Source organism: Pseudomonas sp. W2Jun17, assembly GCF_023127795.1.
GTDB classification, from domain to species: domain Bacteria; phylum Pseudomonadota; class Gammaproteobacteria; order Pseudomonadales; family Pseudomonadaceae; genus Aquipseudomonas; species Aquipseudomonas synxantha_A.
In genome coordinates, this window is the sequence record NZ_SPKO01000024.1 from 335,018 (window position 1) to 349,886 (window position 14,869).

Here is a 14,869-nt window from a genome sequence, read left to right on the forward strand (position 1 = left end):
GTGGAAGCACATCTGTTGGAATGGCTGAACCTGAGCGTGCGCTGGGTTCACATGATCACTGGCGTCGCCTGGATCGGCGCTTCGTTCTACTTTGTCTGGCTGGAAAACAACCTCAATCGCGTCAACCCCAAGAACGGCCTGGCCGGTGACTTGTGGGCGATCCACGGTGGCGGTATCTACCACCTGGAAAAATACAAACTGGCTCCGCCGACCATGCCGGACAACCTGCACTGGTTCAAATGGGAAGCCTACTTCACCTGGATGTCGGGCGTCGCGCTGCTCTGCGTGGTGTTCTACCTCAACCCCACGCTGTACCTGCTCGCCCCCGGCAGCAGCCTCAGCGGCACCGAAGGCGTATTGCTGGGCATCGGCTCACTGTTCGCCGGCTGGTTCATCTACTCCTTCCTCTGCGACTCGGCCCTGGGCAAGCGCCCTGCCCTGCTCGGCTTGATCCTGTTCGTGCTGCTGATTGCGGCGGCGTATGGCTTCAGCAAGGTGTTCAGCGGCCGTGGCGCCTACCTGCACGTGGGTGCGGTGATCGGTACGATCATGGTCGGTAACGTGTTCCGCATCATCATGCCCGCCCAGCGTGCACTGGTGGCAGCCATCGCCGAGAACCGCACACCGGATCCGGCGCTGCCGGCCAAGGGCTTGCTGCGTTCACGCCACAACAACTACTTCACCTTGCCGGTGCTGTTCATCATGATCAGCAACCACTTCCCGAGTACCTACGGCAGCCAATACAACTGGCTGATCCTGGCCGGGATCGCAGTGGCGGCGGTGCTGGTAAGGCACTACTTCAACACCCGGCATGACAGCCAGAAGTATGCGTGGACCTTGCCGGTGGGCGCGTTGGCGATGATCAGCCTGGCGTATGTAACCGGGCCCAAACCTGCAGAACCGATTGCCAAGGCACCTGCTGCGATCGAGTACCAGCCGCTGCCGGAAACCGCCCTGGGCGGTGGCTTGAAACCCGCAGCGCCTGCCGCCCCCGCCGCTGAACCGGCACCGGCCCAGGCCACGACCGACTTCGGCCAGGTGCACCATGTGATCGAGCAACGCTGCACCGTGTGCCATTCGGCCAAGCCCACCAGCCCGTTGTTCAGCACCGCTCCGGCTGGGGTGATGTTCGACACACCGACACAGATCCAGCAGCAGGCCGCGCGTATTCAAGCGCAGGCCGTGGCCAGCCAGATCATGCCGTTGGGCAATATTACCCAGATGACCCAGCAGGAAAGAGACCTGATCGGCACCTGGATCAATCAGGGGGCCCGCACCAACTGACTGTTTCACACGGGACCAATGTGGGAGCTGGCTTGCCTGCGATAGCAGTGTGTCAGTCACCGGATGAGTTGCCGACCCTGCGCTATCGCAGGCAAGCCAGCTCCCACAATTGAGATCTGCCGTGTTTTGAAAATTGCTTTGCAAACAACACAAAAATAAAAAGATTCGAGGTGTTGCATGTCCCAGTTAGAAACGCAGACTCCTGCCGCGCCCGCCATGGTGCGGCTGCCCCTCTTGCAACTGATTCTGGTTGGCTTGCAACACGTCTTGCTGATGTACGGCGGCGCCGTCGCCGTCCCCCTGATCATTGGCCAGGCCGCAGGCTTGAGCCGTGAAGAAATCGCCTTCCTGATCAACGCCGACCTGCTGGTGGCCGGTATCGCCACCATGGTGCAGTCGTTCGGCATCGGCCCGGTAGGTATCCGTATGCCGGTGATGATGGGTGCCAGCTTCGCCGCCGTCGGCAGCATGGTCGCCATGGCCGGTATGCCCGGTATCGGTTTGCAAGGCATCTTTGGCGCGACTATCGCCGCCGGGTTCTTCGGCATCCTTATCGCGCCATTCATGTCCAAGGTCGTGCGCTTTTTCCCGCCGCTGGTGACCGGTACCGTCATTACCGCCATCGGCCTCTCGCTGTTTCCCGTGGCCGTGAACTGGGCCGGTGGCGGCAGCGCTGCCGCCACGTTCGGCTCGCCGGTGTATCTGGCGATTGCTGCCCTGGTGCTGGCGACCATCCTGCTGATCAACCGCTTCATGCGCGGCTTCTGGGTGAATATCTCGGTGCTGATCGGCATGGGCCTGGGTTATGGGTTGTGCGGCGTTATCGGCATGGTCGACCTCAGTGGCCTGGCCCAGGCGCCTTGGGTGCAGGTGGTCACGCCGTTGCACTTCGGTATGCCCAAGTTCGAGTTGGCGCCGATCCTGTCGATGTGCCTGGTGGTGGTGATTATCTTTGTCGAGTCCACCGGCATGTTCCTCGCCCTGGGCAAGATCACCGGCCAGGAGGTCACCCCGAAGATGCTGCGCCGTGGCCTGTTGTGTGACGCCGGCGCGTCGTTCTTTGCCGGTTTCTTCAACACCTTTACCCACTCCTCCTTCGCGCAGAATATCGGCCTGGTACAAATGACCGGCGTGCGCTGCCGCTCGGTCACGATCATGGCCGGGGCCTTTCTGATTGTGCTGAGCCTGTTGCCCAAGGCCGCCTATCTGGTCGCGTCGATTCCGCCGGCAGTACTCGGTGGCGCGGCGATAGCCATGTTCGGCATGGTGGCGGCGACCGGGATCAAGATCCTGCAGGAAGCCGACATCGCCGACCGTCGCAACCAGCTATTGGTAGCCGTGAGCATCGGCATGGGCCTGATCCCCGTGGTACGGCCGGAGTTCTTCGCGCAACTGCCACTGTGGATGAGCCCGATTACCCACAGCGGGATCGCCATGGCCACACTCAGCGCGTTGTCGCTGAACATCCTGTTCAACATCCTCGGCGGCGCTGAACGCCCCGAAGTCGCCCATACGCATTGATTCCTTTGTTAGTACAAAAATAACAACAAACAGGGAACAGCCACATGCACAGCCTTCAACCGGGGCCGGCCACACGCCGCGCCCCATTCTCGCCCCTCGCGCTCTGTTACAGCGCACTTGAGCCCAGGCCTGGGAGCCAGTATTCTCCGCGCCCGCTCGAATCGACTCAAAAAAAAACAGCGAATGTAAAAGCTGACTTCAAGGCCAACTTATCCCGGCCTGATGTTGGCTGCCAAAGTGCGCAAAAGTCCTCTGAATTCGACTGCATCCGCTGCAGCCGACGGGGATTTTTTGGCTTTTCAAACACCTTGGCGCAGCTCTTGCTAACAGCATTAAAGCTGACCGAACAGACGATTTTTGCAGCGAACCAAAAGGCGCCATACCAGAGCGCCTGCGTAGAAGAAAAAAAAACCATAAAACTTTAACTCGGGAGCAACCGAATGAAACCCATGTTCAAAGGCCTGATGCTGGCGGGATCCCTGCTGGCTGGTGGCCAGGCCGTCGCCGGTGACTTGTTGCAGTGGCAGAACAACAGCCTGACTTACCTGTGGGGCAAGAGCTTTACCGTCAACCCGCAGATCCAGCAAACCGTCACCTTCGAACATGCCGACGCATGGAAGTACGGCGACAACTTCTTCTTCCTCGACCGTATCTTTTACAACGGCAAGGAAGACGGCAATGTCGGCCCGAACACTTACTACGGCGAGTTCAGCCCGCGTTTGTCGTTCGGCAAGATTTTCGACAAGGACCTGTCGTTCGGCCCGATCAAGGACGTGCTGCTGGCCTTCACCTACGAGTTCGGCGAGGGCGATAACGAGTCCTACCTGCTGGGCCCGGCATTCGACTTGAACATCCCCGGTTTCGACTACTTCCAGTTGAATTTCTACCAGCGCCAGACCGAGGGCAATCGCCCGGGTGACGGTGTGTGGCAGATCACTCCGGTGTGGTCGTACACCATCCCCGTGGGCAACTCCGACGTGCTGATCGACGGTTTCATGGACTGGGTGGTGGATAACGACAAAAACGCCCGTGGCACTTATCACGCCAACCTGCACTTCAACCCGCAGGTCAAATACGACTTGGGCAAGGCGCTGCACTGGGGCGACAAGCAGTTGTATGTAGGTTTTGAATACGACTACTGGAAGAACAAGTACGGGATTGAAGACAGCGGCGCGTTCAAGACGACTCAGGACACCGCAAGCTTCCTGGTCAAGTACCACTTCTAAAGGTTGATCGCGGTTCCCTGTGGGAGCTGGCTTGCCTGCGATCGCGGTGTGTCTGTGCCAGCAGTGTTGGCTGGCATACCGCTATCGCAGGCAAGCCAGCTCCCACATTCAGTTAGGCGTCAGGCCGAGGAATCGGGTGATTTCGTCGCGCTTGGCCAGCGCATCCTTGCGCCCCAACTCGATCAACTCGCTGCAATACCCCGCCTCGAACAGCAAATAACTCAACACCCCCGCCCCACTGGTCTTGGTCGCCCCCGGTCCGCGCAAGAACAAGCGCAACGCCGCCGGTAATTCCTGGCGATGTCGCGCCGCGATTTCATCGATAGGCTGGCTGGGCGCAATCACCAGCACGTCTACCGGCGCCAGGCCCTGCACCGCGGCGTCGACAGGGACAACCCGACTAAACTGGTTCAAGCGCTCCAGCAGTTCGATATCGCTTTCCAGGCTGTCAATGAAGGTGCTGTTGAGCATATGCCCACCGATTTGCGCCAGGGTCGGTTGCTGGCCGGTGTAGGTACGTTGCGTCGACGCTTCATTGCCCCTGGGATTGCCGCTCACGCCGACCACCAACACGCGGCTGGCGCCCAGGTGCAAAGCCGGGCTGATGGGCGCTGACTGCCGCACCGCGCCATCGCCAAAGTACTCTTCGTCGAGTTTGACCGGAGCAAACAACAGCGGAATCGCCGAACTCGCCAGCAAGTGCTCCACCGTCAGTTGGGTCGGCACGCCGATACGCCGATGGCGCAGCCAGGCATCGATGGTGCCGCCGCCCTGGTAGAAAGTCACCGCTTGCCCGGACTCATAGCCAAACGCCGTCACCGCCACTGCCTGCAAGTGCTTGCGGCGAATAGCCTCGTCGATGCCGTCCAGGTTCAAGCGTTCTTGCAGCAAGTCGCGCAGTGGCGAGCTGTTGAGCAGCGCCACGGGCACCTGGGCGCCCAGGCCCAATAGGCTGTGGATGAGGAAACGGCTGGCCTGGCGTATTACCCCAGGCCAGTCGCTGCGCAGCACCTGGTGGCTGCGAAAGCCCTGCCAGAATGCCGTCAGCCGTTGGATCGCTGCCGAGAAATCGGTAGCGCCACTGGCCAGGCTCACTGCATTGATCGCGCCGGCGGAGGTGCCGACAATCACCGGAAATGGATTCGGCGCCCCCGGTGGCAGCAACTCGGCAATCGCCGCCAACACCCCCACCTGATACGCCGCTCGCGCCCCGCCGCCGGAAAGAATCAAGCCTGTGACCGGTTCAACTGAGCGCATTGCGTCACTCCGTGTGGTAAAAATCAGCGTTATCGACGGCGCTTTTCATACAGTTTGGGCTCACCCGGCGGCCGGCTCTTGAAACGGCGATGGGTCCACAGGTATTGCTCGGGGCAATCACGTACCGAGGCTTCGACCCATTGGTTGATGCGCAGGCAGTCGATTTCGTCGGTTTCACCCGGAAAATCGGTCAACGGTGGATGGATCACCAATCGGTAACCGCTGCCATCGGCCAGGCGCTCCTGGGTGAACGGCACCACCAACGCCTTGCCCAGGCGTGCGAACTTGCTGGTAGCGGTGACGGTAGCTGCCTGGATACCGAACAGCGGCACGAAGATGCTTTGCTTGGCGCCGTAATCCTGGTCCGGTGCGTACCAGATGGCCCGGCCGGCACGCAGCAGCTTGAGCATACCGCGCACGTCGTCGCGCTCCACGGCCAGGGAATCGAGGTTATGGCGCTCACGACCACGGCGCTGGATAAAATCGAACAGCGGGTTGCCATGCTCGCGGTACATGCCATCGATGGTGTGTTTCTGCCCCAGCAGCGCCGCGCCGATTTCCAGGGTGGTGAAGTGCAGGGCCATCAGGATCACGCCCTTGCCTTCCAAGTGTGCCTGCTTGAGGTGTTCCAGCCCTTCGACATGGGCCAGTCGCGCCAGGCGCGGCTTGGGCCACCACCAGCTCATGGCCATTTCAAAAAAGGCGATACCGGTGGAGGCAAAGTTTTCCTTGAGCAGGCGTTTGCGCTCCTGCACGGATTTTTCCGGGAAGCACAGCTCAAGGTTACGCGCCGCGATACGGCGGCGATCGCCAGCCACGCGGTACATGCCCGCACCCAGCAGGCGACCAATGGTCAACAACGCCCGGTACGGCAACTGGGTGACCAGCCACAGCAGGCCGAGCCCCAGCCATAGCAGCCAAAAACGCGGGTGAAGAAATACAGCTCGAAAACGCGGGCGATCCATTACAGATTCCGGTAAAGACAAGGGCCGCGCATTCTACAACGGTTCGACTCGGCTTGCGGCGGGTGAGTGTTCTCGTTATAAGTCTCGACACTTTTCGTGACAAGCCGCTTTCGCCGACCATGAGCCAAACCGAACCGCTAGACCAAGATCCCGTGTTCCAGCTAAAAGGCAGCATGCTCGCCATTACCGTGCTGGAACTGGCGCGCAATGACCTTGATGCCCTGGACCGCCAACTGGCCGCCAAGGTTGCCCTGGCGCCAAACTTTTTCAACAACGCCCCGCTGGTGCTGGCGCTGGACAAGCTGCCGGCCGGCCAGGGCGTGATTGATTTGCCCGGGCTGATGCGCGTGTGCCGCTCCCATGGCCTGCGCACCCTGGCGATTCGTGCCAGCCGCATCGAAGACATTGCCGCCGCCATCGCCATTGAACTGCCAGTACTGCCTCCGTCCGGTGCCCGCGAGCGTCCCTTGGAACCGCTGGTCGGTGAAGAGAAGAAAAAACCGGAAAAACCACCCGAGCCTGCGATCAAGCCGACAAAGATCATCACCTCGCCGGTACGCGGCGGGCAGCAGATTTACGCCCAGGGCGGCGACCTGGTGGTGATCTCCTCGGTCAGCCCGGGGGCGGAACTTCTCGCCGATGGCAACATCCATGTATACGGCCCGATGCGCGGGCGTGCCCTCGCCGGCATCAAGGGTGATACCAGAGCGCGGATTTTCTGCCAGCAGTTGACCGCTGAGCTGGTTTCCATCGCGGGTCAGTACAAGGTTTCCGAAGATTTGCGCCGCGATCCACTGTGGGGGGCTTCGGTACAGGTCAACCTGTCGGGCGATGTGTTGAACATCATCCGGCTTTAACGGATACTGCCGCATTTTCCAAGCATCTCTAGACTCTGATAGCAAAGCGAAACCGGCAAGACTTGTGTAGGAATATTTGGAAGTTGGTGCCTCCCTACGGAAACACCATCTTTTTCCTGCAAAGGCTGTCCGCCTGCAGCGAGTTTCAAGAGATGTTTTTCAGGGACCGAAAGTCCTTTTTCCTTAGGGGTGAAACACCTTGGCCAAGATTCTCGTGGTTACATCCGGCAAGGGTGGTGTGGGTAAGACCACCACCAGCGCCGCTATCGGTACCGGCCTCGCTCTGCGCGGCCACAAGACAGTCATCGTCGACTTCGACGTCGGTTTGCGTAACCTCGACCTGATCATGGGCTGCGAACGCCGCGTGGTGTACGACTTCGTCAACGTGGTGAACGGCGAAGCCAACCTGCAACAGGCCCTGATCAAGGACAAGCGCCTTGAGAACCTGTATGTACTGGCCGCCAGCCAGACCCGCGACAAAGACGCGCTGACCAAGGAAGGCGTGGGCAAGGTTCTCGCCGAGCTCAAGGAAACCTTCGAATACGTGGTGTGCGATTCCCCGGCCGGTATCGAAACCGGTGCTCACCTGGCGATGTACTTCGCCGATGAAGCCATCGTGGTGACCAACCCGGAAGTCTCCTCGGTACGTGACTCGGACCGTATGCTGGGCCTCTTGGCCAGCAAGTCCAAGCGCGCCGAAGAAGGCCAGGACCCGATCAAGGAGCACCTGTTGCTCACCCGCTACAACCCGGAGCGCGTCAACAATGGCGAGATGCTCGGCGTTGAAGACGTGAAGGAAATCCTCGCCGTGACCCTGCTGGGCGTGATTCCGGAATCCCAGGCCGTGCTGAAGGCATCCAACCAGGGCGTGCCGGTGATTCTTGACGACCAGAGCGACGCCGGCCAGGCGTACAGCGATGCCGTCGATCGCTTGCTGGGCAAGACCGTGGAACACCGCTTCCTCGATGTCAAGAAGAAGGGATTCTTCGAGCGTATCTTTGGAGGCAACTAAACAATGAAATTTCTCGACTTCTTTCGCGCCAACAAAAAGCCAAGTACCGCGTCGGTAGCGAAAGAGCGTCTACAGATCATCGTGGCGCACGAACGCGGCCAACGCAGCACGCCGGATTACTTGCCAGCCTTGCAGAAGGAACTGGTCGAGGTGATCCGCAAGTACGTCAATATCGGCAACGATGACGTGCATGTCGCTCTGGAAAATGACGGCAGCTGCTCGATTCTGGAACTCAATATCACCCTGCCCGATCGTTGATCGAAAAGGCGGTCGCCACGGCGGCTCGATCACCTTGATCCTTCGGGAACCAGGTGGGCGAGCCGCCGTTGGCGTTTGTTACGAGGCTGTTTAATGCCGCTGTCCAATATACATATCCTGCATCAGGACGACGCTGTCCTGGTGGTGAACAAGCCGACCCTGCTGCTCTCGGTGCCTGGTCGCGCCGACGACAACAAGGATTGCCTGATTACCCGCCTGCAGGAAAACGGCTACCCCGAAGCCCGTATCGTCCATCGGCTTGACTGGGAAACCTCGGGGATCATCCTGCTGGCCCGGGATGCCGACACCCATCGCGAACTGTCCCGCCAGTTTCACGACCGCGAAACAGAAAAAGCCTACACCGCCCTGGCCTGGGGCCAGCCGGAACTGGACAGCGGCAGCATCGACCTGCCCCTGCGCTACGACCCGCCGACCAAGCCACGGCATGTGGTGGACCACGAGTTCGGCAAGCACGCCCTGACCTTCTGGAAAGTGCTGGAGCGTTGTGGCGACTGGTGCCGCGTGGAGCTGACGCCGATCACCGGGCGTTCGCACCAGTTGCGTGTGCATATGCTGTCCATCGGGCATCCGTTGCTGGGTGATGGTTTGTATGCTCATGAACGAGCCTTGGCTGCCTGGCCGCGGCTGTGCCTGCACGCAAGCATGCTCAGTTTCACCCATCCACAAAGCGGCGAGCGCTTGCGCTTCGAGTGCCCTGCCCCCTTTTAAGCTGTGAACACGGGTAAATGTGGGAGGGGGCTTGCCTCCGATGGCGGAGTGTCAGTCACTGTATTTGCTCACTGACACACCGCAATCGGGAGCAAGCCCCCTCCCGCATTTGTTCTGTGCACTTCTGGCCATCGAACGGTAAACTCCGCGCATTGCTGTCTGGAGCTATTTATGCGCGAAGCGTTGAATCAAGGCCTGATCGACTTCCTCAAGGCCTCCCCTACTCCTTTTCATGCCACTGCGGCCCTCGCCCAGCGCCTGGAAGCGGCCGGTTACCAGCGTCTCGACGAGCGCGACACCTGGACCACCGAGACCAATGGTCGCTACTACGTGACCCGCAACGACTCCTCGATCATCGCCTTCAAGCTCGGTCGCCACTCACCGTTGCAGGGCGGCATCCGCCTGGTCGGCGCCCACACCGACAGCCCGTGCCTGCGGGTCAAACCCCAGCCTGAGCTGCAACGCCAGGGTTTCTGGCAGTTGGGCGTGGAAGTCTACGGCGGTGCGCTGCTCGCGCCGTGGTTCGACCGCGACCTATCCCTGGCTGGCCGCGTCACCTTCCGCCGCGACGGCAAGGTCGAAAGCCAATTGATCGACTTCAAGCTGCCGATCGCCATCATTCCCAACCTGGCCATTCACCTGAACCGTGAGGCCAACCAGGGTTGGGCGATCAATGCCCAGACCGAGCTGCCGCCGATCCTTGCGCAATTTGCCGGTGACGAACGCGTGGACTTTCGCGCCGTGCTCACCGAGCAGTTGGCCCGCGAGCATGGGCTTAACGCTGACGTGGTGCTCGACTACGAGCTGAGCTTCTACGACACCCAAAGCGCGGCGGTCATAGGCCTCAATGGCGATTTCATCGCCGGTGCGCGCCTGGACAACCTGCTGTCGTGCTACGCCGGCCTGCAAGCCTTGCTGACCAGCGAGACCGACGAAACCTGCGTGCTGGTGTGCAACGATCACGAAGAAGTCGGCTCCTGCTCGGCCTGCGGCGCCGATGGCCCGATGCTGGAGCAGACCCTGCGCCGCCTGTTGCCTGAAGGTGATGAGTTCGTACGCACCATTCAGAAATCACTGCTGGTATCGGCGGACAACGCCCACGGCGTGCACCCCAACTACGCCGAGAAGCACGACGCCAACCACGGTCCGAAACTCAATGCCGGGCCGGTGATCAAGGTCAACAGCAACCAGCGCTACGCCACCAACAGCGAAACCGCCGGGTTCTTCCGTCACCTGTGCATGGCCGAAGAAGTGCCGGTACAAAGCTTTGTGGTGCGCAGTGACATGGGCTGCGGCTCGACCATCGGCCCGATCACCGCCAGCCACCTGGGTGTACGCACCGTGGATATCGGCTTGCCGACGTTTGCCATGCACTCCATTCGAGAGCTGTGCGGCAGCCATGACCTGGCGCATCTGGTGAAGGTGCTGGGGGCGTTTTACGCGAGCCGCGACCTGCCCTGATTTGACGGGCAAAATGTGATCGAAATGTGGGAGGGGGCTTGCTCCCTCCCACATTTGGTTCGATGTACTGCCAAACTGACTTGTATCACCTGCACTTCCTGCAATCGCGCCTAGACTTGTCAAAACTTCCACTGCGACAAGGCTATTGCTCCCATGATTTCAATGTCCTCGTTCCACGCCATGCTCATCCCCATCGTGATCGGCATGATCATGCTCGCGGTCGGCTTCAACTTTCGCGACAAGCCCCTCGGCGTGTTCGGCATGTGGGTTGGTATGCTGCTGATCCTGGGCACCGTGGTCTACAAGATCCTCGCCAAACTGGCGCAATGACAAATGCGCTCGCATTGGGCATAGCGGCCTCGTACACTCGGTCAATTCGTTGCTTTGAAGGTTGACCGCCTCGTGCTTTCCCGTCTGTTTGCCCTGCCCTGCTACCTGTTGATCGCCCTGCTCACGCTGCTGCCGCTGTCATCCGCCCAAGCCGTAGGCTTGCCCGGAATGCTGGGTGGTTCCAGCAAGACCCAACCCCAGGCTGAAGTGCCCCTAGGGCAGTCGCTGGACGAGGTGATCAAGACTCTCGAAAACGACCAACAGCGCACCCAGTTGCTGAGCGACCTGAAAAAGCTGCGCGCCGCCACGCAAAAGGCCCAACCTGCTACTGAGCAAGGTGTGCTCGGGTTGATCGGCAGCACGCTGTCGGGCTTTGAACAGCAGTTTTCCGGCGCCGACAGCCCATTGGGGCGCTGGTCCAATGAAGTCGACCTGGCCAAGGATGAACTGGGCGCGCTGATGCTGCCGGCCAACGAATGGCTGCCGATCATCTTTGGTTTTGCCGTGATCCTGGCAGTGTGGAGCCTGCTGGCAGCCGCGCTGATCTGGCTCAGCCACCGGGTACGCGAGCGTTTCGGCCTGCCCGAAGAGTTGCCGCAACACCCGCGCACCTGGGACATGCTGCGCTTTGCCCTGCGCAAGCTGGGCCCCTGGTTGATCGCCCTGGTGATCACGGTTTACCTGAGCTACGCCCTGCCTTCCTCCCTGGGCAAATCCCTGGCGATGGTGCTGGCGTATGCCTTGGTGGTCGGCACCTGTTTTTCGGCAATCTGCGTAATTGCCTTCTCCGTACTCGACGGCCCGCACCGCCACCGCGCCCTGTATATCCTGCGCCATCAGGCGTTCCGCCCGCTGTGGTGGATCGGCAGCTTTGCCGCCTTCGGTGAAGCCTTGAGCGATCCGCGCCTGGTCGAGGCGCTCGGCCAGCACCTGGCCCACACCGCCGCAACCGTGGCCAATGTAATGGCGGCGCTGTCCACCGGCGTGTTTATCCTGCGTTTCCGTCGACCGATTGCACACCTGATCCGCAACCAGCCGCTGTCGCGCCGCCTGACCCGCCGCGCCCTCACCGACACCCTGTCGATCATCGGTACCTTCTGGTACATCCCGGCCTTGCTGCTGGTAGGTATCTCACTGTTCGCGACCTTCCTGTCGGCCGGCGATACCAGCACCGCCCTGCGCCAGTCGCTGCTGTGCACGGTGCTGCTGGTGTTGTGCATGGTGATCAACGGCCTGGTGCGCCGCCACGCCCTCAAGCCGCAGCGCGGGCACAAACGCCACGCGCTGTACTCCGAACGCCTCAAAGGGTTTGTCTACACCCTGGTGCACCTGGTGGTGTGGCTGGCGTTTATCGAGCTGGGGCTGCGGGTGTGGGGCCTGTCGATGATTCGCTTTACCGAAGGTGACGGCCATGAAATAGCCGTGAAGCTGTTTGGCCTAGGTGGGACCTTGCTGTTTGCCTGGCTGATCTGGATCCTCAGCGACACCGCCATCCACCACGCCCTGACCCGCTCACGCAAAGGCCTGGCCAACGCGCGTGCGCAAACCATGATGCCGCTGATCCGCAACGTGCTGTTCGTGACCATCTTCATCATCGCCGCCATCGTGGCGCTGGCGAACATGGGCATGAACGTCACCCCATTGCTGGCCGGTGCGGGTGTAATCGGTATCGCTATCGGCTTTGGTGCGCAGTCGCTGGTAGCGGACTTGATCACTGGCTTGTTCATCATCATCGAAGACTCCCTGGCCATCGACGACTACGTAGACGTTGGCGGCCACCTGGGTACGGTGGAGGGCCTGACCATCCGCACCGTGCGCCTGCGCGATATCGACGGCATCGTGCACACCATCCCGTTCAGCGAGATCAAGAGCATCAAGAACTACTCCCGAGAGTTCGGCTACGCGATCTTCCGGGTGGCAATCCCCTACAACATGGAAATCGACGACGCGATCAAGCTGATGCGCGATGTCGGCCAAGCCATGCGCAATGACCCCCTGCAACGCCGCAATATCTGGTCGCCGCTGGAAATCCAGGGCGTGGAGAGTTTCGAATCCGGCAGCGCGATCCTGCGCGCACGCTTCAAGACCGCGCCGATCAAGCAGTGGGAAGTCTCGCGAGCGTTCAACCTGTCGCTCAAGCGGCATCTGGATGAAGCCGGCCTCGACCTGGCAACGCCGCGCTTGAGCGTGCAGGTGCTGACCGCCGGCAGCGTGCAGGAGAAAGATCCACAACAATAAGCAAGCAGAGGTTGGTATGCGAATGAACGGTCTGACACACCAATGGGTTTTGGGTTTGCTCTGCGCGGTCACGAGCAGTGCAGTGATTGCCGCCAGCAGCGGCCAGGACGGTGCCAGGGAAACCATTGCCTCCCAGGCAAAAATACTCGAACCCAGCCTGTTGGAAACCCGCCGCGACATCCACGCCCATCCGGAACTGGGCAATACCGAAACCCGCACCGCCGAGTTGGTCGCCAAACAATTGCGCGAACTCGGCCTTGAGGTGAAGACCGGGGTGGCCCGCACCGGCGTCGTTGCCATATTGAAAGGCGCGCTGCCCGGCCCGACCGTGGCCCTGCGCGCCGACATGGATGCGCTGCCGGTCAAGGAAGTCGCCGACCTGCCCTTCGCCTCCAAAGCCAAGGGCACCTACCTGGGCAAGGAAGTCGATGTGATGCACGCCTGCGGTCACGACGCCCATACCGCCATCCTGCTGAGCACTGCGAAGATTCTTACCGGGATGCGCGACCGCCTGCCCGGCACCGTGGTGTTTTATTTCCAACCGGCCGAAGAAGGCCCCAGCGATTTTATCCCCGACGGCAAGAACACCTGGGGCGCGAAGATGATGGTGCAGGAAGGCGTGATGAAAGCGCCCAAGCCTGACGCGGTGTTCGGCCTGCATGTGTGGGCCGGTGTGCCTGCCGGGCAAATCGCCTACCGCCCAGGCCCGACCCTGGCCAGCTCCGACGACCTGCGCATCAGGATCCTCGGCAAACAGACCCACGCCGGCCGCCCCTGGGACGGTATCGACCCGATCACCGTTGGCGCGCAAACCATTGTCGGCCTGCAGACCGTGGTCAGCCGCCGTACCGATATTTCGTCATTCCCCTCTGTCGTGAGCATCGGCACCATCAACGGTGGTACCCGCTACAACATCATCCCCGAGTCGGTAGACATGAGCGGCACCATTCGCTCCTACGACTACGGCATTCGCCAGAAGCTGCATGCAGACGTGCGTCAAACCGTAGAGAAAATCGCCGAAAGCGGTGGCGCCAAGGCCGAAGTGACGATCATCGAGAAGTACGACCCCACCATCAACAACCCGGCGCTGACCGAGAAAATGCTGCCGAGCCTGCGCTGGGCGGCTCAGGGTGATGTGGTGCAAGGCCCGTTGGTGGGTGGCGCCGAAGACTTCTCGTTCTATGCCAAAGAGGCACCGGGGCTGTTTGTCTTCCTGGGGGTGACACCGAGGGACCAGGACATGAGCAAGGCGGCGCCGAATCACAACCCTGGGTTCTTTGTGGATGAGTCGGCGTTGGTGGTGGGCGTGAGGACGCTGGCGTCGTTGGCGACGGATTACCTCTACACCCACACCCCGCACTAATGCTTGATGTGGGAGGGGGCTTGCTCCCGATAGCAGTGTTTCAGTTGAACATTGGCTGACTGATACACCGCTATCGGGAGCAAGCCCCCTCCCACAGTCGGGCCCAAGTGAATCAGTTGGCGAGGGCGGCGCCGTCCATCTTCTGGCGCAAGCTCAACGGACGCATATCCGTCCACACTTCCTCGATATACGCCAGGCACTCCTTCTTCATGCCACTCTTGCCCACGGTTCGCCAGCCTTCAGGCACAGCCTTGTAGTCAGGCCAGATCGAATACTGCTCTTCGTGGTTGACCACTACCTGAAACAGGATGTCGTCGCGGTCAAATACTGAGGTCATTGCTGTTCTCCATCGCTCAAAGGCTGGCTGC

The 14,869-nt window shown here is 60.8% G+C and carries 15 protein-coding genes; 12 read left to right on the forward strand and 3 right to left on the reverse strand.

Annotated elements, in window-relative coordinates:
- The 4 genes from E4O98_RS13530 (at nt 1) to E4O98_RS13545 (ending at nt 4,031) form a co-directional block, all read left to right on the forward strand.
- A complete protein-coding gene (locus E4O98_RS13530; protein ID WP_032880113.1) occupies nt 1-1,284 on the forward strand; it encodes a urate hydroxylase PuuD in 1,284 nt (427 codons plus the stop codon).
- A gap of 177 nt (nt 1,285-1,461) precedes the next feature.
- Complete coding sequence (locus E4O98_RS13535; protein ID WP_032880111.1) at nt 1,462-2,805, forward strand: nucleobase:cation symporter-2 family protein; 1,344 nt, start codon at nt 1,462-1,464, stop codon at nt 2,803-2,805.
- A 44-nt stretch (nt 2,806-2,849) separates the two neighbouring features.
- Nucleotides 2,850-3,230 (forward strand): hypothetical protein, encoded by a 381-nt coding sequence (locus E4O98_RS13540; RefSeq protein ID WP_248135498.1) that lies wholly within the window; start codon nt 2,850-2,852, stop codon nt 3,228-3,230.
- A gap of 15 nt (nt 3,231-3,245) precedes the next feature.
- Complete coding sequence (locus tag E4O98_RS13545) at nt 3,246-4,031, forward strand: outer membrane protein OmpK (protein WP_005789957.1); 786 nt, start codon at nt 3,246-3,248, stop codon at nt 4,029-4,031.
- Nucleotides 4,032-4,139: 108 nt separating this feature from the next.
- On the opposite strand, the gene E4O98_RS13550 is transcribed toward E4O98_RS13545, so the two are convergent.
- Complete coding sequence (locus tag E4O98_RS13550; RefSeq protein WP_032880110.1) at nt 4,140-5,288, reverse strand: patatin-like phospholipase family protein; 1,149 nt, start codon at nt 5,286-5,288, stop codon at nt 4,140-4,142.
- 29 nt (nt 5,289-5,317) lie between these two features.
- Nucleotides 5,318-6,253, reverse strand: a complete 936-nt coding sequence (locus tag E4O98_RS13555; RefSeq protein ID WP_005789961.1) for a lipid A biosynthesis lauroyl acyltransferase — start codon at nt 6,251-6,253, stop codon at nt 5,318-5,320.
- 119 nt (nt 6,254-6,372) lie between these two features.
- Here E4O98_RS13555 and minC point away from each other — a divergent pair, with 119 nt between their 5' ends.
- From minC to E4O98_RS13595, 8 genes are all read left to right on the forward strand, one after another.
- A complete protein-coding gene (gene minC, locus E4O98_RS13560; protein ID WP_005789962.1) occupies nt 6,373-7,110 on the forward strand; it encodes a septum site-determining protein MinC in 738 nt (245 codons plus the stop codon).
- Nucleotides 7,111-7,309: 199 nt separating this feature from the next.
- Entirely contained in the window at nt 7,310-8,122 is an 813-nt protein-coding gene (minD, locus tag E4O98_RS13565) for a septum site-determining protein MinD (RefSeq protein WP_003192835.1), read from the forward strand.
- A gap of 3 nt (nt 8,123-8,125) precedes the next feature.
- Nucleotides 8,126-8,380: a cell division topological specificity factor MinE gene (gene minE, locus E4O98_RS13570; RefSeq protein ID WP_003175252.1), complete on the forward strand. Its 255-nt coding sequence runs from the start codon at nt 8,126-8,128 to the stop codon at nt 8,378-8,380.
- A gap of 93 nt (nt 8,381-8,473) precedes the next feature.
- A complete protein-coding gene (locus E4O98_RS13575; RefSeq protein WP_223018155.1) occupies nt 8,474-9,109 on the forward strand; it encodes an RluA family pseudouridine synthase in 636 nt (211 codons plus the stop codon).
- Between the two features lie 171 nt (nt 9,110-9,280).
- Complete coding sequence (locus E4O98_RS13580) at nt 9,281-10,570, forward strand: M18 family aminopeptidase (RefSeq protein WP_078821943.1); 1,290 nt, start codon at nt 9,281-9,283, stop codon at nt 10,568-10,570.
- 153 nt (nt 10,571-10,723) lie between these two features.
- A complete protein-coding gene (locus tag E4O98_RS13585) occupies nt 10,724-10,900 on the forward strand; it encodes a hypothetical protein (protein WP_164699536.1) in 177 nt (58 codons plus the stop codon).
- A gap of 72 nt (nt 10,901-10,972) precedes the next feature.
- Nucleotides 10,973-13,138: a mechanosensitive ion channel domain-containing protein gene (locus tag E4O98_RS13590; RefSeq protein WP_248135500.1), complete on the forward strand. Its 2,166-nt coding sequence runs from the start codon at nt 10,973-10,975 to the stop codon at nt 13,136-13,138.
- 16 nt (nt 13,139-13,154) lie between these two features.
- Nucleotides 13,155-14,501 carry an amidohydrolase gene (locus tag E4O98_RS13595; protein ID WP_032880106.1) on the forward strand — a complete coding sequence of 449 codons (1,347 nt, stop codon included), beginning with the start codon at nt 13,155-13,157 and terminating at the stop codon, nt 14,499-14,501.
- 112 nt (nt 14,502-14,613) lie between these two features.
- On the opposite strand, the gene E4O98_RS13600 is transcribed toward E4O98_RS13595, so the two are convergent.
- Nucleotides 14,614-14,838 (reverse strand): MbtH family protein, encoded by a 225-nt coding sequence (locus tag E4O98_RS13600; RefSeq protein WP_003192847.1) that lies wholly within the window; start codon nt 14,836-14,838, stop codon nt 14,614-14,616.
- Nucleotides 14,839-14,869 lie beyond the last annotated feature (31 nt).

Bases quoted from the DNA above. Each gene is read 5' to 3' on its own strand.
- E4O98_RS13535 (WP_032880111.1), top strand. From the start codon at position 1,462: ATGTCCCAGTTAGAAACGCAGACTCCTGCCGCGCCCGCCATGGTGCGG.
- E4O98_RS13540 (WP_248135498.1), top strand. From the start codon at position 2,850: ATGCACAGCCTTCAACCGGGGCCGGCCACACGCCGCGCCCCATTCTCG.
- E4O98_RS13545 (WP_005789957.1), top strand. From the start codon at position 3,246: ATGAAACCCATGTTCAAAGGCCTGATGCTGGCGGGATCCCTGCTGGCT.
- E4O98_RS13550 (WP_032880110.1), bottom strand. From the start codon at position 5,288: ATGCGCTCAGTTGAACCGGTCACAGGCTTGATTCTTTCCGGCGGCGGG.
- E4O98_RS13555 (WP_005789961.1), bottom strand. From the start codon at position 6,253: ATGGATCGCCCGCGTTTTCGAGCTGTATTTCTTCACCCGCGTTTTTGG.
- minC (WP_005789962.1), top strand. From the start codon at position 6,373: ATGAGCCAAACCGAACCGCTAGACCAAGATCCCGTGTTCCAGCTAAAA.
- minE (WP_003175252.1), top strand. From the start codon at position 8,126: ATGAAATTTCTCGACTTCTTTCGCGCCAACAAAAAGCCAAGTACCGCG.
- E4O98_RS13575 (WP_223018155.1), top strand. From the start codon at position 8,474: ATGCCGCTGTCCAATATACATATCCTGCATCAGGACGACGCTGTCCTG.
- E4O98_RS13580 (WP_078821943.1), top strand. From the start codon at position 9,281: ATGCGCGAAGCGTTGAATCAAGGCCTGATCGACTTCCTCAAGGCCTCC.
- E4O98_RS13585 (WP_164699536.1), top strand. From the start codon at position 10,724: ATGATTTCAATGTCCTCGTTCCACGCCATGCTCATCCCCATCGTGATC.
- E4O98_RS13595 (WP_032880106.1), top strand. From the start codon at position 13,155: ATGCGAATGAACGGTCTGACACACCAATGGGTTTTGGGTTTGCTCTGC.
- E4O98_RS13600 (WP_003192847.1), bottom strand. From the start codon at position 14,838: ATGACCTCAGTATTTGACCGCGACGACATCCTGTTTCAGGTAGTGGTC.